Here is a 16,907-nt window from a genome sequence, read left to right as displayed (position 1 = left end):
AAACCTGTCATACAGGGAAGATGCGTGCATGAGAACTCCGGTTACCCGTGAACGCGTGATCGCTGCCGCAGCCGACCTGGTCGACAGCAAAGGCGCCGACGCTCTGGTACTGAGTCAACTCGCCGAGACCCTCGACGTCCGGCAGTCAGCCCTGTACAAACACGTCGACGGGGTCGACGACGTCCACCATCAACTCAGCCTCCTCGCACGCAACCTTCTCGCCGAACAACTGCGTGCCGCCGCGGTTGGTCTCTCGCGCGACGACGCCGTCATGGCGCTCGCAGACGCATGGCGTGCCTTCGTCCGGGTGCACCCCGGGCTCTACGCCATCACCGACCGCTACCCCACTGCTCCGCATCCCGATCTGGTCTCCGCCGTGGGCGAGGTGGTAGACGTCATCAACAAGGTGATCGCGGGATACGGTCTGAGCCCGGATGATTCGGAGCAGGCGGCGTGGTCTCTTCGTAGCGCGCTGCACGGTTTCTGCATCCTCGAATCGGTAGAGGGTCAACCGGCCGGCACCGACCCGGATCGGGTTTACCGAAGACTGGTCGAACTTCTCTGCGCCGGTATTGCTCGTATGTAAATACCGGCTCCTGTTATCGTCGGATGAAACGACACAGACCAAAAAGGATCAGACATGGTTGGTGAACTCGACATCTCCGGATAAAACCGGGCATGACGGCCACCGGCAGACGCCTCGGAGCGCTGCCGTAGTGGCCATGTTGTCGTTCACTTACCCGACTTTTTGCGGAGCAGCGTTGCCGCGCCCGCACGACACCTGAGGTCTATTCATGTCCGATACCTACATCGTTTGCTCGAATCTGTCTTTTGCCTGGCCGGACGACACTCCGGTCTTCGACGAATTGTCCTTCACCGTGCCCGGTGGCCGAACCGGGCTGGTTGCCCAGAACGGCGTCGGGAAAAGCACTCTGCTCAGATTGATCGCCGGTCAACTCCGCCCACGCGCCGGCAGTGTGTCCGTCGACGGCGTTCTCGGATACCTTCCGCAAGACCTTCCACTGACGGGCGATCTGACCGTTGCCGAGGTCTTGGGCATCGCCCCGACGCTCGCTGCGCTGGACGCTGTCGAATCCGGAGACACACGAGAAGAACACTTCACCACAATCGGGTCCGACTGGGACGTCGAAGAGCGGACCCGAGCCCAACTCGGTCGACTCGGGTTGGCCGACATGACGTTTGATCGTCGGCTCGACACTCTGAGCGGCGGGCAGGTCATCTCGCTCGGACTGGTGGCTCAACTCCTGCGACGCCCCGATGTCCTTCTCCTCGACGAACCCACCAACAATCTCGACCTTGACGCGCGCCGCAGACTTTACGACGTTCTCGACGACTGGAGTGGCTGTCTGTTGGTAGTCAGCCACGATCGAGGACTACTCGACCGTATGGACCGCATCGCCGAACTTCACAGCGGCGAGATCAGCTTCTACGGTGGCAATTTCACCGACTACGAAGCTGCGGCACGCTCGGCTCGCGAGGTGGCGGAGAAGAACATCCGCAACGCCGAGCAGGACGTCAAACGCGAGAAGCGCGAACTGCAGCAGGCCCGAGAACGCGCTTCACGACGCGCAAGTAACGCTGCCCGCAATCTCGGGAACGCGGGCTTGCCCAAGATCTTTGCGGGGACCATGAAGCGCAATGCTCAGGAGTCGGCCGGCAAGGCGAACGAGACACACCTCGCCCGGGTCGACGCGGCAAAGGACCGACTCGACAGAGCGGGCCGCGCTCTTCGAGACGACCAGACGATTTCGCTCGAACTGCCAGGTACTCACGTACCTGCCGGACGCATGGTGTTCCTTGGTGAGCGAATGCAATTCGCGTTCGGCGATCGTGAGATCTTCGCCGACCCCGGCATTGACCTGGCCATTCGAGGACCGGAGCGTATCGCGTTGACCGGGCCGAACGGCGTCGGAAAGTCGACGTTACTTCGCATCGTCAACGGGGATGTCGCGCCGACTTCCGGTGAGGTCAAGCGAGCCGACGGCCGGGTGGCATATCTGTCGCAGAGGCTCGACCTACTCGACCCCGCCCGCACCGTCGCCGAGAACTTTGCATTGTCGGCTCCAGGCCTTCCGGCACCGGAACGCATGAACATACTGGCGCGCTTCCTCTTTCGGGGTGCGGGTGCTCACCTACCCGTCGCTGCACTCTCGGGCGGTGAACGACTGCGGGCTACCTTGGCATGCGTTCTCTTCGCCGATCCGGCCCCGCAATTGCTTCTTCTCGACGAGCCGACCAACAACCTCGACTTGGTGAGCGTTGCTCAACTCGAAAGTGCCCTGAATGCATATCAGGGGGCGTTCGTGGTGGTCAGCCACGACGAGAGATTCCTGGCCGAGGTCAAGGTCGAACGCTGGCTCAGGCTCTCGGACGGCCGTTTGACCGAGGTCGCCGCACCGGACGCAGTGGGCTGACACGACCAACGAACAGGCGAAAGGCCTTCACACACATCGTGTGTGAAGGCCTTTCGTCTGCACTACTGGTCAAGGCGTCCTGGTGTACACCGGATCGTCGAAGGATCGACGTTGCGTCACCCAGTCAGTGGGCAGGATGTTCTCGATCATGTCTTCACGGGATTCGTCGAACACGACGATCCGATCGGCGATTCGCCACTCACCACGGCGCCTTTCGAACCTGTCGACGTAACGGCACTTGATCGTGGCAAGCGTCTGCACCGAATCCGTACCGGAACGCTCCTGCCGCAGAAAACACAAACAGTACGACTCACACTGAGCGACATCGCCGTTGACGTCGATCAGTATGTTGGAAATGCAGTGAATCGACGAGTCGATCGTCTTGTGCCTGAGCTTCATGTCTTCGATGAGCCCGTCGACAGTTCCGATGTAACCACCGTGGTTGTCTATCGCGTCGTCGAAGTAGCAGAAGGCTACGCTGTCGAAATCTTTCCGATCGACGGCCCGAGCGTAGCGATACAGAACTTCGGTGATTTCTTGCTTGTCAGCGAGGGACACAACGCGTCTCCTGTTCTCCCGAGGTGATCAATCGACCTGCAGTTCAACGCCCTTGGTCTCCTTGATGAAGAAGACCGTGACGAGGGTGATCACGGCACAGAACACGAAGTATCCGGCCGGGGCGAGAGAGTTACCGGTCAGGCTGATGAGATAGGTGGCGATGAAGGGCGCGGTGCCACCGAGGAACATGTTGGTGACGTTGTTGCCCAAGGCCAGACCGCTGTACCGCACAGATGCTTTCAGCATTTCGACATAGGTCACGTACGAAGCACCGTTGACAACGGAAACGCAGATGAAGAGCACCGACTGACCGACAACCGCCTGCCAGATACCAGAACCGGCCATCATCATGAACATCGGGATTCCGAGAACCACTGCGGCGGCACTACCGGCGAACAGCACCGGCCGACGCCCGTACTTGTCGGCCATGTATCCCGAGATCGGCAACGTGATGACGCCGAGAACCAGTGCAAGAGAGGTGGAAAGGAAGGCAACGCGCGACGAGTGACCGCCGGTGGTCTGCAGGTACGTCGCGGCATACACCGAGGCGATGTAGTAGCCACCGGTGATGAGTGCGCCCAACAGGATGATCTTGACGACGCTGCCGCCGGAGGTACTGAGCAGCTCACGGATGGGAAGCTTCTTGGTCTCACCCTTGTCCTGCAGCTCCTCGAACTGAGGAGTGTCTTCCATCTGGCTACGGATCCAGATACCGATGCCGCCGATCAGCAGGCTGAGCAGGAACGGGATACGCCAAGCCCACTCGAGGATCTGCTCTTGCGAGAATACCGACGTCAGGCCGAGGGCCATGAGCGAAGCAGCCAGCGAACCCAGGTAGGTGCCGGTATTGACCATCGACGTCTGCGTCGCTCGCCACCGCTTGGGAGCGGACTCGGAGACAAAAGCGTTGGCACCGCCGAGTTCACCGCCGGCCGCGAAGCCCTGCAGGCAACGAGCCAGAACGAGGATGGACGTGGCCCACACACCCAACGTGGCGTACGTCGGCAGCAAGCCCATGCCTGCTGTCGCCAGAACCATCAGAAGGATGGTCCAGGAGAGAGCATTCTTTCGGCCGTACTTGTCGCCGATGTGGCCGAAGAAGATTCCGCCGGGTACGCGTAGGAAGAAGGCCACGGCAAATGCTGCAAAGGTACCGAGCAGTGCTGCGTTCGGGTCGTGGGAAACGAAGAACAGCGCGGCGATTGTCGTGGCCATGTATCCGTAGATACCGAAGTCGTAGTACTCGACGACGGTACCGACGATGGCCGCGCGAATTACCTTCGTCGTCGACTGTCGTTCGGTTGCCACGCTGCTGCCCTCGGTGGATTCGGCTCTCGCCATGGTCTCATTCTCTGACATGTTGTTCCCTGCCTGGATTGGATACTGACTGGATTCGGTGCCGCGCAGACGTCGGACGTCAGGAGTGCGCGATGGAATGGACCGGTGCGCTCTCAGCGCTGGTCCTGGTGTAATTCGCCGCATTACGTCCCGCTACGCGGCCCATGGTCAAAGCGTTGGCAACTGCATTGCCGCCGCCCACGTATCTCAGTCCGAGGATTCCGGCGCCGGCCTCACCGGCCGCGTACAGACCCTCGATAGGTACTCCGGTGCTGCCGAGCACGGCCGCATCGGTGTTGATTTCCATTCCCGCATGCGTGCATACGAGCTCCGCCGGAAGGATTTTCGCGGCATAGAACGGTGCTGTCGCAATAGGATCCGGGTTGCCGACGGCACCCTTGTTCCGCAGCGTGCGATGACGGAGGAAGTCGTCGTCGTGACCGCTGGGCAGTTGGTCGTTCCATCGACGCAGGGTTTGCGCCAACGTCGCAACCGGAACACCCGTCGCCACTGCGAGGTCTTCGATCGTGTCCGCACGAATCGTGCCACCGGCGGCAACTTCTTCCTCGATGCGTTCGGGATTCCAATCCGCATATCCAGGAGCCAGATTCACGCGAGCGTTCTCGTCGAAGATCATCCAACCGTATCCACCCTGATGGTCGATGATGCCGGTCGAGACCGCGTACGAGCTGTCCTCGTCCATGAATCGACGACCGTCCTGGTTGACGTAGATCCGCGATTTCGGCGGAAAACCTGCCTGCCAGTGATGGAATCGCTGGAAGTAGACCGTGGGCAGCATCAGGCCCCAGCCGTCGCCCGCCACGGAAGCACCGAGGTCTTCGGCAAAACGAAGATGGTCTCCGCGACTCCCCTCGGCTGCGACGACGAACAAGGCGTCTCCGGCCTTGTTCGCGTCCGGGAAGTGGCGCGCCACCAAGCCCGGATCTTGCGCGAATCCACCGGAAGCAACAACGACGGCGCCCGCACGTACCTCGATGTCGTCGGCGACAACACCGACAACCCGACCGTCTTCCTCGATCAGCTTCTGCACCCGTGTTCCGAAGATGACCTCGATCCCGTGCTTACGACGAGCCTTGTCCAGCACCTGAATCAGTCCGTATCCCTGATCCTTGGGCACATGGCCGCGCCAGACGTCCTCGACGCCGGCCTGGGCGAGTCCCGGTTGGTGGGCGTTACCCGAGATCGCCGCTGGAATCTCGACGCCGAGTCCGATGAGCCATTCCAGTGTCGGACCGGCATTTTCGCAGAACGCACGAATCAATCCGGGTGAGAGCATCCACTGGTTGAGGTCCATGTAGTGCTGGAAGAACTTCTCTGCCGAGTCGTCGACTCCGAGGCCTGCCTGCACGCTTGTTCCGGCGGCCGTGAAGATTCCGGCCGAAAGCGCAGTGGATCCACCGAGTTCGGTTTCGGACTCGAACAGCAGAACGGATGCGCCTTCTTCAGCTGCCGACACCGCAGCGGCGAGACCGGCTCCGCCGCCACCGATGACAACGACGTCCCAGTGCTCGGTCATGAAAGTTCTCCAGTCTCCGCGATGATGCGGTGGTAAAGACCGTTCGACACCAACCCGCCGTCGACGGTGAGCTCCGTACCGGTGGTGTAGGTCGAACTGTTCGAGAGCAGGAACAGCACTGCTTCGGTGATCTCGTCGAGAGTTCCCATGCGTCCGAAGGGAACCGACTTCAGTGACGCGGCGACGAAGTCGTTTGCGCCGCCGAGCAGCGCCGTACCGACCAGTCCCGGGTGCACAGAGTTGACGCGAATCCCCCACTGCGCGAAGTTGCCCGCGGCCGACTTCGACAGACCGGTCAAACCCCACTTACTCGACGAGTAAGCCGGAGAGAAGTATCCGATCTGACCGGCGATGGACGAGATGTTGACGATCGATCCGCCACCACTCTCGCGCATCAGCGGCGCCACCGCCTTCATACCGTAGAACGGACCGAAGAGGTTGATCTTCATGGTCAGTTCCCAGATGTCGTTCGGGGTGTCCATGAATTCGAGCCGACGCGAGATGCCGGCGTTGTTGACCAGTCCACCGAGTTCCCCACGGGTGGTGCGAATTTCGTCGACAACCCGGTCCCAGGCCTCGGCATCGGTGACGTCCAGAAGATGAGCGGACGCCGATCCGCCGGCGGAGACAATGTCGTCGACCACGCCGGATGAATCCGAAACATCGGCAATGCAGACATGCGAACCGCGCGCGGCGAGAGTGCGCGCGTGATGCGCTCCCATCCCGGCAGCACCGCCGGTAACGAGAACGACGCCGGGATATTTCGTGGACTCAGACATGCCGCGAACCACCGTCCACCGCAATGCTGTGCCCGGTGACGTAGCGCGCGCTGTCCGAGAGCAGGAACAGCAGCGGGCCGAAGACCTCTTCGGGCGAGCCCAGACGATGCAGCGGCACCGCGTCGAGTGCGTTCGCGAGCGCGATCGGATCTTCTTGAACCCACTTCGTCATCGCCGTGTCGATGTAGCCGGGCGCAATGGAGTTGACCCGAATACCCTTGTCCCCGAACTCCACTGCGAGAGACTCCGTGAGGTGCGCGACGGCAGCTTTCGACGTGCAGTAAGCGCCTCTCCCCTTCCGCACACGCAGCGCAGATACCGAGGACATGTTGACGATGGCGCCGCCGGGACCGAGGTGGCGTGCCGCAGCCTGAGCACCGTAGAGCACTCCTTCGACATTGACACTCAGCGTTGCGCCGATCTGCTCCGGGGTAATCTCCTCGGCCAGCGCGAACGGGAAGATACCCGCATTGTTGATCCAGAAATCGACCCGGCCGAACTCCTTCAACGCCAACTGCGCAAGCAGTTCGTGCTCGTCCGGCTTGGTGACGTCGACCCGAGCTCCGACGACGCGACCCGGCTTGTCCGCCAGTGCTTTCGATTCCAGGTCCGTATTGATTCGTGCGGCCGTGGCGAGCATCTGCTCTTCGTTGATGTCGGCGCCGACGACATGTACGCCGCGTGTTGCCAGTCCTTCGGCGAAGGTCGCACCCATCCCCTGAGCCGCGCCGGTCACCACTGCGACCTTGCCTGCCAACTCCGGGTACACCGCCGACATCTGCGTCACAACGGTGCGGCCCGGGTTCGTCTGGTCAGAGCTTTCGGTCATGATGTACTTCTCCTACTGAATATTGTTGTGCAAGAAACTTTCGGTACTTCAGCCTTGTTCGGACACTCGAGGTGCGTCATCTCGGGAGACGGTGCGGCGGGCGATCTTCCATTCCTCACCGACCCGAACCACGCGGTCAGCGACCGTCGTCATCCGCACCAGTCGCGATTCGCCGCCGCGAGCGGTGGCAACTATCTGCAGGTACCCGCGCACTGCGAGAGCACTCTCGTCCACCGCCTCGACGACGAGATTGGTCAGAACGTGCCGATGCACCTCGTCGACAGCTTCCGCAGCAGCGTAAAAGCGAGCAGCAAACGCTGCAAGGTCGTCGAAACCGACCACAGGTTCCGGATAACTGGGTGAATGAAATTCACCGTTGTCCGTGAATGTCTGCGCCCAATCCTGCTGGCGCCCAGAGTCTATGCAATGACTCTGGTGGCCGTACAGCTGGTGGATTGCGACAACATCCTCCGTTGCCACGACGCGGTAGTTGCTCATGAAGGTTCTCTCCGAACACGCTGCGCTGCATCCACCCGAAGGTTGTGCAGCTTCGTAAAGTGTGCGATAATCGCACACACTGTGCGATATATTCAAAGCGTAGGTGGCATACCTCACAAACGTCAAGAAAGGGATTTGATGTCAGAGCTGAGCGAGGAACACCGACCGCGCAAAAGCGCAGTTCAAGTGGACTCGAGCATGTCGAAAACGCTGCACCACGGACTCGAGATCTTGGAACTCCTGACGTCCTATCCGCACGGTTTGTCAGTCACGGACATTGCCGACGGAGTGGGAGTCCACCGGACTGTCGCACATCGGTTGATCCGCACGCTCGAGGCTCATCACCTGTGCCGCAAGGACTCCTTCAAGCGCGTCACTCTCGGCGCCGGACTGGTCACCCTCGCCGAACCGGTGGAACAAGATTTGCGAACCCTGGCCCGCCCGATACTTCAAGAACTTGCCGAGGCCACCGAGGCGACAGCACACCTGGTGGTCCGCGAGAGCGACACCGAAGTACGCGCACTGATGGTGGTCGAACCGCGCAGCGCCAAGGTTCACGTCGCGTTTCATCCAGGGCAGGTTGATCCGATCGACCGCGGCTCCGCCGGGCTTTCCATTCTTGCCTCACTCCCACCGGTGAGCGGGGAACGAGAGGAAGTGACGGCTGCCCGCGCACGGGGTTACGCAGTGACCGTCGGGGAGGTCATCCCGTCCGTCCTGGGAATCTCGGCAGTCATCCCCGGCAGACGCCGCGACGCCATCTCCAGCCTCGGAATCTCCGTGTTCGACTCCGAGGATCAAGCAGCCCTGGGCGCCGAGGTCATGGCAGCGGCAAAAACCCTCGGCAGCATGTTGCGCTGATCCAGACAACAGGCTGATCCGAACACCAGTCGAGCCCCGGGAATACCCGGGGCTCGACTTTGTTGACTCCGAATGAGATAGTTGAACAATCAACTACCTGACATCAGCTTCACGGATACAAGGAGTACGACATGCCTGCTGTGACAGTCGAGAACATCTTGGCCCTGCCCCGCCTCGACGAGCCGGCAGAGGCAGCAGTCGACCGCCCCGTCAAGAGCATCACCACCGCGCCGGTCGGATACGAAGGTGAAGGCTTTCCCGTCCACCGCGCGTTCGCCGGCATCGACCTCTCCGCCCTCGACCCGTTCATCCACATGGACCAGATGGGCGAAGTCAACTACGCACCCGGAGAGCCCAAGGGCACTCCGTGGCACCCGCACCGCGGCTTCGAAACCGTCACCTACATGATCGACGGCATCATGGAGCACCAGGACTCCAACGGTGGCGGCGGTGTAATCGGCGGCGGCGACACCCAGTGGATGACCGCCGGTGGCGGCATCCTTCACATCGAAACTCCGCCGGAGCACCTCGTCCTCAGCGGCGGCCTGTTCCACGGCGTCCAACTGTGGGTCAACCTGCCTCGCGACAACAAGATGGCATCTCCGCGGTACCAGGACATCACGGGCAACAAGGTGGCCCTGCTTTCCTCGCCGGACGGCGGAGCCTTGGTGCGCGTCATCGCCGGAGACATCGCCGGCCACGCCGGACCCGGATCGACGTACACACCCATCGCGCTCTCCCACACCACTATTGCCCCGGGTGCGAGCCTGACTCTGCCCTGGAACCCCGAGTTCAACGCCATCGTCTACGTGCTCGCCGGCGAAGGAACGGTCGGAGCCGAGCGTCGACCCATTCGAGTAGGGCAGACGGCTGTCTTCGGACGCGGTGACTCCATCACCGTCGCCGCTTCCGATCGCCAGGATTCGCGGACCGAATCCCTCGAGGTATTCATCCTCGGTGGCAAACCGATTCGTGAGCCCATCGCGATGGCCGGGCCGTTCGTCATGAACACCAAGTCCGAGGTCATGCAGGCCTTCGAGGACTTCCAGGCCGGACGCCTCGGATCCATCCCGGCAGCACACGAGAAGCTGAGCTGACATGTCGTCGGTGGTCGTCCAACGAGCAGCCGAACGTGCGCACCTCAACTACGGCTGGCTCACCGCGCGTCACAGTTTCCCCTTCGCCGGAAACTTCGATCACGCCGCGTACGCGCACGGACTTCTGTTGGTGAACAACGACGACATCATCGAAGCCGGCTCCGGTTTCGACACTCATCAGCACCGCGATACCGAGATCGTGACGTGGGTGCTCAGCGGATCTCTGGTTCACCAGGATTCCGCTGGGCACTCCGGCGTCATCCATCGCGGACTCGCGCAGAGAATGAGCGCCGGTACCGGAATCCTGCACTCCGAGCGCAACGATCGCTTCCGGGCCGACGGCTCACGCGTCACCGAACCCGTTCACGTCGTTCAGATGTGGATACCGCCGGACGAATCCGGAGTGACCCCGAGCTATCAGGAACTCGACATCAACTCCGAACTCGACAGCGGTGGCCTGATCACCCTGGCATCGGGGATGCCTGCGCATCGCGGTCACAGCGCCATCGGCCTGCACAACAAACATGCGGCACTACATGTTGCTCGCCTCGAGACCGGCGGGTCGGTATCTCTTCCGGATGCGCCGTACGTGCACGGGTTCATCGCCAGCGGCACTGTCGACGTCGAGGGAGTCGGATTGCTGGGACCAGGAGATTCGTTGCGACTCAAGGACACTGGCGGTCAACGAGTCAAGGGAATCGACGATGCGGAGATACTCGTGTGGGAGATGCACGCGTCGACGAACTGACGACACCACCGAGTACGCCCAATGTTCGGACTACACAGCAGGTTCGTCGTAGGGTGGATGCCGGTAGTGGTGGATCCGGTAGTGATGGATCCCGGTGGCACAGAAGGAGGAGCCATGGCATCTGGTCGAGCACAGGCCCCACGGACGACACCGCACATCGATGTGCACCGCTCCGGTGATCGCTTGAAATCCCGCGTCTCCTGGCTGGATTCGAAACATTCGTTCTCGTTCGGACAGCATTACGATCCGGACAACACTCATCACGGATTGCTGCTCGTCAACAACGACGACACCGTACTGGCGGGAACCGGTTTCGATACCCATCCGCACAAGGACATGGAAATCGTGACGTGGGTACTTCGCGGTTCGCTCGTGCACCAGGATTCCATCGGCCACACCGGCGTCATCTATCCAGGCCTCGCCCAGCGCATGAGCGCCGGTACCGGAATCATGCACAGCGAGAAGAACGATTCGTGGCGTATTGGCGGCGAACAGCATTCCGACCCCGTGCATTTCATCCAGATGTGGGTGGTACCGGACGAAGGTGGACTGACTCCCGGCTACGAACAACTCGAGATCGACGACGAACTGCTGCGCGGCGGACTGATCCCGGTGGCCTCCGGAATGGAGCGCTACAAGGATCACTCGGCGATTCGCATCAACAACAAGAACGCCGCCATGCACGTCGCGCGGATTCTGCCCGGCACCTCCGTGAATCTTCCCAGCGCACCGTTCCTGCACGTCTTCGTTGCGCAGGGCACTGCCGAGATGGAGGGCGTCGGCACACTGTACGAGGGTGATGCCGTCCGGTTGAGCGATTCGGGTGGGCAGCAACTGACCTCCGATGCCGGGGCGGAAGTCCTCGTCTGGGAGATGCATTCACGTATCGGTGGTTGAGACCCGGTCTCGGCAGGACTGGGCGCGCTGGAGATACTCGACGGATGAGCATCGACAACTCCGCCGCACCCGTCACACAACTTGACCCCCTCAACACCTTGATGGGTGTGCGCGCCGTATCGGTCGTGCCTGGCGACTTGGCCTTCGCGCAGGCAGTCGGCCCGCGCTTCCACGATCACCGTGGCAAGACGGTGCTCGGTTCCATCGGCGTCATGATCGACGGTGCCATGGGCGGCGCGGTGTACTCGGGACTGACCTCGGGCCATCAATCCGTGCTCGCGCAGGTCACGGTCAGCGCGGGCGCCGACATTCCCGCTCTCGCAGACGTCGGCGCCTCCGGCACGCTCGTGCATCTCGACGACGGCGTCGGGCTCGCGTCCGGTCAACTTCGCGACGAGAACGGCACCCTCCTGGCCGTGATGGCCGGCCGCGCAATGGTGGTCTCGCGTCCACCCGTCGTCGGAATCGACGACTACGTGGACGGTGCGCCGCTACCGGTCCCGACGCCGGAGAAAACGAGCAACCTGAGTGGGTTGTCGGGGTCCGACGTCGTCGAAGGTATCCGAGGCGGCAAACTCGAACGCGGACCGCTCGCCGGGCTACTCGATCTTGCTGTCGTCGACGTGACGCCAGGTTCCGTCGTCGGGGAGTTCGCACCCGTCGCCTGGATGGCCAACCCGCTGGGCGCCGTGCAGGGTGGTGTCCTCATCTCGGCAGTCGACGCCATTACGGGACTGGCAGCACAGACCCTGACCAGCTCCGATCAGGACTATCGCGTCCTCGACCACAAGATCGACTTCCTGCGCTCACCCGACATCGGCGGGCCGGTCTTACGCGCCGAGGCCTCCGTGATTCGTGCCGGGCGCAGGCTCGCGCTGATCGAAACGCGCATCGTCGACGCCGGCGGACAGGTCTACGTACGGGCCACCTCGAGCATCCAGATGCTCTCCCAGCAAGTTCACAGCGGATAACCAGTTCCGCACCAGGTCGCCCGTCCACCATTGAGACAACAGCCCACACAATGGAGGTACAGCGGCGTGAACAAAGACATCGAAGCGAGCAGGCTACGCGTGAGCCGTCGACGGGCCCTCGCTCTCGGCGGAACCATCAGTCTCGGCGGGCTCATCGCAGCCTGTTCCGGTAACAGTGGCACCGCCACGACGACTTCGGCCGCGGCTGCATCGACGACAACCACTTCCGGCGCTTCCGCAGCGGCCACGTCCGGCGATGCCGTCACCGCACTTCTGGCCAAAGCACCGCAGTGCGTCATGAGCAAGGAAGAGACACAGGGCCCCTACTGGTTCGACGTCGACTCCATTCGAAGCGACATCCGCGAAGACCGTCCGGGCACCACACTGCAGGTGGCAATGCGCGTGCAGGACAACAGCCAGTGCAACGTCGACGGCAGCATCGGCGCGGTCTCCAACGCCGTCGTCGAGATCTGGCACTGCGACGCCGGCGGCGTGTACTCCGGCTTCGAATCCGGTTCGCTGAGCGCCAACGGCGGCGGCGGAACTCCCCCGGCCGGAGGGATGGGTGAACCTCCGTCAGGTGCACCCGGAGGTGGAATGGGCGAACCTCCGTCAGGCGCCCCCGGAGGAATGGGCGGCGGCATGGGTGGTTCCGGCGAGACCTCCGACGGTTCGTACAGCGTCGGCGACACCGAAGCCACCACCACCGACGACGGCACCTACCTGCGCGGCGCCCAGACCACCGATGCAAACGGCATCGCGCAGTTCACCACGATCTTTCCCGGCTGGTACATGGGCCGCACCACCCACATTCACGTCAAGGTGCACATCGACAAGAAGACGGTCCTCACGTCGCAGACCTTCTTCGACGAGACCCTTCTCGACGAGGTGTACTCGCAGTCCCCGTACAGCGAGCACACCGGTCGTGAGAACAACACGAACAACGCCAGTGACGGTATCTACGACGACACCGGCCTCATGACCGTCGAGAAGCAGTCGGACGGTTCCTACCTCGCCGTCATCAACCTGGGTATCGACGCCTGAGGTAGGAGCCAGGTCAGCCGCCGACGTATGCCGCGAGGTGCTTTCCGGTGAGGGTGGAGCCGTCGGCGACGAGCTCCTCGGGAGTGCCTTCGAAGACGATCCGACCGCCGTCGTGACCGGCTCCAGGGCCGAGGTCGATGATCCAGTCGGCGTGCGCCATCACGGCCTGGTGGTGCTCGATGACGATGACGGACTTACCGGAATCGACGAGTCGATCGAGCAGGCCGAGCAACTGCTCGACGTCGGCCAGGTGCAGTCCGGTGGTCGGCTCGTCGAGGACGTACACGCCACCCTTCTCGCCGAGGTGCGTCGCCAGCTTGATGCGCTGACGCTCACCGCCCGACAGCGTCGTCAACGGCTGGCCGATCGTGAGGTACCCGAGCCCCACGTCGACCAGTCGGACGAGGATCTTGTGCGCAGCGAGCGTCTTCGCCTCACCGTCGCCGAAGAACTCCTCGGCCTCGGCCACCGACATCGTGAGAACCTCGTTGATGTCCTTGCCACCGAATTTGTATTCGAGAACTTCCGCCTGGAAGCGCTTGCCTTCGCACTCCTCGCAGAGAGTGGCAACTCCGGCCATCATCGCCAGGTCGCTGTAGATGACGCCGTTGCCGTTGCACGTCGGGCAGGCGCCTTCGGAGTTGGCACTGAAGAGCGCCGGCTTCACGCCGTTGGCCTCCGCGAATGCCTTGCGGATCGGGTCGAGCAGCCCGGTATACGTTGCCGGGTTGCTCCGACGCGAGCCGCGGATCGCACTCTGATCGACCGACACCACGTCCTCGCGTTTCGCGAGCGAGCCGTGGATCAGCGAACTCTTACCCGATCCGGCCACACCAGTCACCACGACCAGTACACCGAGCGGTACGTCGACATCTACATCTTGGAGGTTGTGTGAGTTCGCTCCACGAATCTCGATTGCTCCGGTGGACTCCCGCACGGTCTCCTTGAGGGCGGCCCGGTCGTCGAAGTGACGCCCGGTGACCGTATCGCTGGCTCGCAAGCCATCGACTGTGCCCTCGAAGCAGACGTTTCCACCGGCGCTACCCGCGCCTGGCCCGAGGTCGACGATGTGATCGGCGATCACGATCGTCTCCGGCTTGTGCTCGACAACGAGCACGGTGTTGCCCTTGTCCCGCAGGCGCAGCAGAAGATCGTTCATCCTCGCGATGTCGTGCGGATGCAGGCCGGTAGTGGGCTCGTCGAATACATACGTGATGTCGGTGAGCGAGGAACCCAGGTGCCGAATCATCTTGGTGCGCTGAGCTTCACCACCGGACAGCGTTCCCGACGGACGGTCGAGACTGAGGTAGCCGAGTCCGATCTCCACGAAGGAGTCGAGCGTTTCGCCGAGCGTCGTGAGCAAAGGCGCGACCGATGGTTCCTTCAGACCGCTGACCCATTCCGCGAGATCGCTGATCTGCATCGAGCAGGCGTCGGCGATGTTGACGCCCTTGATCTTCGACGACCGCGCGCCCTCGCTCAAACGCGTCCCGTCACATTCAGGGCAGGTGGTGAACGTGATCGCCCGCTCGACGAATGCCCGGATGTGGGGCTGCATCGCGTCGACGTCCTTGGCGAGGAACGACTTCTGAATCTGCGGAATCAGACCCGTGTACGTCAGGTTGATGCCTTCGACCTTGATCTTGGTCGGCTCTTTGTAGAGCAGATCGTTCAGTTCCTTCTTGGTGTACTTCTTGATCGGCTTGTCGGGATCGAAGAAACCGCAGCCGCGGTAGATCCGGCCGTACCAACCCTCCATGCTGTAGCCGGGGACCGTGATCGCACTCTCGTTGAGCGACTTGGTGTCGTCGTACAACGCGGTCAGATCGAAATCGTTGACCGCCCCTCGTCCCTCACATCGCGGACACATGCCGCCGGTGATCTTGAAGCTACGACGCTCTTTCGTCTGACGTCCGCCGCGTTCCATCGTGACCGCGCCTGCTCCGGAGATCGAGGCCACGTTGAACGAAAACGCCTGAGGCGAACCGATGTGAGGCTTTCCGAGACGGCTGAACAAGATGCGGAGCATCGCGTTGGCGTCGGTGGCGGTTCCGACTGTCGAGCGCGGGTCGACGCCCATCCGCTGTTGATCGACGATAATCGCGGTGGTCAGGCCGTCGAGAACATCGACGTCCGGCCGCGCGAGCGTCGGCATGAATCCTTGAACGAAAGCGCTGTAGGTCTCGTTGATCATCCGCTGCGATTCCGCGGCGATCGTACTGAACACCAGCGAGCTCTTTCCCGAACCGGAGACGCCGGTGAATACCGTCAGCCTCCGCTTCGGGATCTCGACGCTGATGTCTTCGAGATTGTTCACCCGCGCGCCTTGCACGCGGATCAAATCGTGGCTGTCTGCAGTGTGCAGGGCAGTCATCGTGTCTCCATCTGTCAGTCGATCGCCGACGGTCTCAGCGCAGTTGACGGTCTCAGCGCAGTTCTTGAATACGGATCAGGTTTCCCGCTGGGTCGCGGACGGCGCAATCGCGAACGCCGTACGGCTGCTCGGTCGGTTCCTGGACGACGTCGATGTCGCCGGCCTGAAGCCGCTCGAACGTATCGTCCAGATCTTTGGTGGCCAGAAGAAGTCCGCCGTACGTGCCCTTGGCCATCATCTCGATGATGGTGCGGCGCTCGTCGTCGGTGATTCCGGGATCGACGGCCGGCGGATGCAACACGATGGAGGTGCCGGGCTGGCCGGGCGGCCCCACCGTGATCCAACGCATCCCGTCGTAGCCGACGTCGTTGCGCACCTCGAACCCGAGGGTGTCGCGGTAGAAGTTCAGGGCGGCGTCAGGGTCGTCCTGCGGAAGGAAACTCGAGTGAATGGTGATGTCCATGGCGATCACGTTAATTGCGGTTGTGGGTTCTGCGCTTCTCGATTCCTGATCGGTCTGGTGACTTGTTTGGACACGCAGGACGGCATTCCGGCCGTCGACTGCTCGGCCTCGCGCCGATAGACGCTGGGCGGGACCCCTACCAATTCGGTGAACTTACTGCTGAAAGTGCCGAGAGAGCTGCAGCCGACTTCGAAGCAGACGTCCGTGACACTGAGATCTCCGCGGCGCAGTAACGCCATTGCGCGCTCGATTCGCCTGGTCATCAGGTATGCGTACGGCGGTTCGCCGTACGCCTGACGGAATTGGCGACTGAGATGCCCCGCAGACATGTTCACTCCCCGCGCGAGCGCCTCCACGTCCAGAGGCCGCGCGTACTCCCGGTCGATACGGTCACGCACGCGTCGTAGTCGCGCGAGGTCCTGCAGGTGCGGATCTGCGGCAGGTCTGCTGGTCACGTATTCGATCGTGCCATGCGGTA

17 protein-coding genes are annotated in these 16,907 nt (G+C 62.3%); 8 read left to right on the top strand and 9 right to left on the bottom strand.

Translation table 11 applies throughout. From position 1 onward, the window contains the following. The first annotated feature begins 28 nt into the window (after window positions 1–28). Together EEB12_RS20680 and EEB12_RS20675 are read left to right on the top strand one after the other, a co-directional pair. Window positions 29–586, top strand: a complete 558-nt coding sequence (locus tag EEB12_RS20680) for a TetR/AcrR family transcriptional regulator (RefSeq protein WP_003940110.1) — start codon at window positions 29–31, stop codon at window positions 584–586. Between the two features lie 208 nt (window positions 587–794). After that, window positions 795–2,435: an ABC-F family ATP-binding cassette domain-containing protein gene (locus tag EEB12_RS20675; protein WP_141488413.1), complete on the top strand. Its 1,641-nt coding sequence runs from the start codon at window positions 795–797 to the stop codon at window positions 2,433–2,435. Between the two features lie 69 nt (window positions 2,436–2,504). Here EEB12_RS20675 and EEB12_RS20670 read toward each other — a convergent pair whose 3' ends face one another. From EEB12_RS20670 to EEB12_RS20645, 6 genes are all read right to left on the bottom strand, one after another. Next, on the bottom strand, window positions 2,505–2,993 hold the full coding sequence (locus EEB12_RS20670; RefSeq protein ID WP_141488412.1) for a nuclear transport factor 2 family protein: 489 nt from the start codon (window positions 2,991–2,993) through the stop codon (window positions 2,505–2,507). 27 nt (window positions 2,994–3,020) lie between these two features. Then, window positions 3,021–4,334: an MFS transporter gene (locus tag EEB12_RS20665; RefSeq protein WP_007731424.1), complete on the bottom strand. Its 1,314-nt coding sequence runs from the start codon at window positions 4,332–4,334 to the stop codon at window positions 3,021–3,023. A gap of 76 nt (window positions 4,335–4,410) precedes the next feature. Continuing rightward, complete coding sequence (locus EEB12_RS20660; protein WP_141488411.1) at window positions 4,411–5,868, bottom strand: FAD-dependent oxidoreductase; 1,458 nt, start codon at window positions 5,866–5,868, stop codon at window positions 4,411–4,413. Then, complete coding sequence (locus EEB12_RS20655) at window positions 5,865–6,647, bottom strand: SDR family NAD(P)-dependent oxidoreductase (protein WP_020909036.1); 783 nt, start codon at window positions 6,645–6,647, stop codon at window positions 5,865–5,867. Before EEB12_RS20655 ends, EEB12_RS20660 begins: the two co-directional genes overlap by 4 nt. Continuing rightward, entirely contained in the window at window positions 6,640–7,476 is an 837-nt protein-coding gene (locus EEB12_RS20650) for an SDR family NAD(P)-dependent oxidoreductase (protein ID WP_070386415.1), read from the bottom strand. Before EEB12_RS20650 ends, EEB12_RS20655 begins: the two co-directional genes overlap by 8 nt. Before the next feature lie 48 nt (window positions 7,477–7,524). After that, the gene (locus EEB12_RS20645) at window positions 7,525–7,974 is read right to left on the bottom strand and encodes a nuclear transport factor 2 family protein (protein ID WP_141488410.1); all 450 of its coding nucleotides are present in this window, start codon (window positions 7,972–7,974) and stop codon (window positions 7,525–7,527) included. Window positions 7,975–8,112: 138 nt separating this feature from the next. Between EEB12_RS20645 and EEB12_RS20640 the strand changes: the two genes are divergently transcribed. From EEB12_RS20640 to EEB12_RS20615, 6 genes are all read left to right on the top strand, one after another. After that, on the top strand, window positions 8,113–8,835 hold the full coding sequence (locus tag EEB12_RS20640) for an IclR family transcriptional regulator (protein ID WP_029256190.1): 723 nt from the start codon (window positions 8,113–8,115) through the stop codon (window positions 8,833–8,835). 131 nt (window positions 8,836–8,966) lie between these two features. After that, window positions 8,967–9,932 carry a pirin family protein gene (locus EEB12_RS20635; protein ID WP_021332042.1) on the top strand — a complete coding sequence of 322 codons (966 nt, stop codon included), beginning with the start codon at window positions 8,967–8,969 and terminating at the stop codon, window positions 9,930–9,932. A gap of 1 nt (window position 9,933) precedes the next feature. Further along, window positions 9,934–10,680 carry a pirin family protein gene (locus EEB12_RS20630; RefSeq protein WP_060938027.1) on the top strand — a complete coding sequence of 249 codons (747 nt, stop codon included), beginning with the start codon at window positions 9,934–9,936 and terminating at the stop codon, window positions 10,678–10,680. 114 nt (window positions 10,681–10,794) lie between these two features. Next, the gene (locus EEB12_RS20625; protein ID WP_020970714.1) at window positions 10,795–11,577 is read left to right on the top strand and encodes a pirin family protein; all 783 of its coding nucleotides are present in this window, start codon (window positions 10,795–10,797) and stop codon (window positions 11,575–11,577) included. 44 nt (window positions 11,578–11,621) lie between these two features. Continuing rightward, entirely contained in the window at window positions 11,622–12,548 is a 927-nt protein-coding gene (locus tag EEB12_RS20620; RefSeq protein ID WP_069145638.1) for a PaaI family thioesterase, read from the top strand. A gap of 66 nt (window positions 12,549–12,614) precedes the next feature. Next, entirely contained in the window at window positions 12,615–13,592 is a 978-nt protein-coding gene (locus EEB12_RS20615) for an intradiol ring-cleavage dioxygenase (protein ID WP_141488409.1), read from the top strand. Between the two features lie 13 nt (window positions 13,593–13,605). On the opposite strand, the gene EEB12_RS20610 is transcribed toward EEB12_RS20615, so the two are convergent. From EEB12_RS20610 to EEB12_RS20600, 3 genes are read right to left on the bottom strand one after another with little or no spacing between them, the layout of a single operon-like run. Continuing rightward, complete coding sequence (locus EEB12_RS20610) at window positions 13,606–15,966, bottom strand: ATP-binding cassette domain-containing protein (RefSeq protein ID WP_141488408.1); 2,361 nt, start codon at window positions 15,964–15,966, stop codon at window positions 13,606–13,608. Window positions 15,967–16,018: 52 nt separating this feature from the next. After that, window positions 16,019–16,429 (bottom strand): VOC family protein, encoded by a 411-nt coding sequence (locus EEB12_RS20605; RefSeq protein ID WP_020909044.1) that lies wholly within the window; start codon window positions 16,427–16,429, stop codon window positions 16,019–16,021. Window positions 16,430–16,434: 5 nt separating this feature from the next. After that, complete coding sequence (locus EEB12_RS20600) at window positions 16,435–16,884, bottom strand: helix-turn-helix transcriptional regulator (protein WP_019745214.1); 450 nt, start codon at window positions 16,882–16,884, stop codon at window positions 16,435–16,437. Window positions 16,885–16,907 lie beyond the last annotated feature (23 nt).

The sequence above is a fragment of the Rhodococcus sp. WS1 genome (genome assembly GCF_003797745.1).
GTDB lineage: Bacteria > Actinomycetota > Actinomycetes > Mycobacteriales > Mycobacteriaceae > Rhodococcus_F > Rhodococcus_F erythropolis.
This window is presented reverse-complemented; position numbering and strand designations above follow the sequence as displayed.

Bases quoted from the DNA above. Each gene is read 5' to 3' on its own strand.
- EEB12_RS20680 (WP_003940110.1), top strand. From the start codon at position 29: ATGAGAACTCCGGTTACCCGTGAACGCGTGATCGCTGCCGCAGCCGAC.
- EEB12_RS20675 (WP_141488413.1), top strand. From the start codon at position 795: ATGTCCGATACCTACATCGTTTGCTCGAATCTGTCTTTTGCCTGGCCG.
- EEB12_RS20665 (WP_007731424.1), bottom strand. From the start codon at position 4,334: ATGGCGAGAGCCGAATCCACCGAGGGCAGCAGCGTGGCAACCGAACGA.
- EEB12_RS20660 (WP_141488411.1), bottom strand. From the start codon at position 5,868: ATGACCGAGCACTGGGACGTCGTTGTCATCGGTGGCGGCGGAGCCGGT.
- EEB12_RS20655 (WP_020909036.1), bottom strand. From the start codon at position 6,647: ATGTCTGAGTCCACGAAATATCCCGGCGTCGTTCTCGTTACCGGCGGT.
- EEB12_RS20650 (WP_070386415.1), bottom strand. From the start codon at position 7,476: ATGACCGAAAGCTCTGACCAGACGAACCCGGGCCGCACCGTTGTGACG.
- EEB12_RS20645 (WP_141488410.1), bottom strand. From the start codon at position 7,974: ATGAGCAACTACCGCGTCGTGGCAACGGAGGATGTTGTCGCAATCCAC.
- EEB12_RS20640 (WP_029256190.1), top strand. From the start codon at position 8,113: ATGTCAGAGCTGAGCGAGGAACACCGACCGCGCAAAAGCGCAGTTCAA.
- EEB12_RS20635 (WP_021332042.1), top strand. From the start codon at position 8,967: ATGCCTGCTGTGACAGTCGAGAACATCTTGGCCCTGCCCCGCCTCGAC.
- EEB12_RS20630 (WP_060938027.1), top strand. From the start codon at position 9,934: ATGTCGTCGGTGGTCGTCCAACGAGCAGCCGAACGTGCGCACCTCAAC.
- EEB12_RS20625 (WP_020970714.1), top strand. From the start codon at position 10,795: ATGGCATCTGGTCGAGCACAGGCCCCACGGACGACACCGCACATCGAT.
- EEB12_RS20620 (WP_069145638.1), top strand. From the start codon at position 11,622: ATGAGCATCGACAACTCCGCCGCACCCGTCACACAACTTGACCCCCTC.
- EEB12_RS20610 (WP_141488408.1), bottom strand. From the start codon at position 15,966: ATGACTGCCCTGCACACTGCAGACAGCCACGATTTGATCCGCGTGCAA.
- EEB12_RS20605 (WP_020909044.1), bottom strand. From the start codon at position 16,429: ATGGACATCACCATTCACTCGAGTTTCCTTCCGCAGGACGACCCTGAC.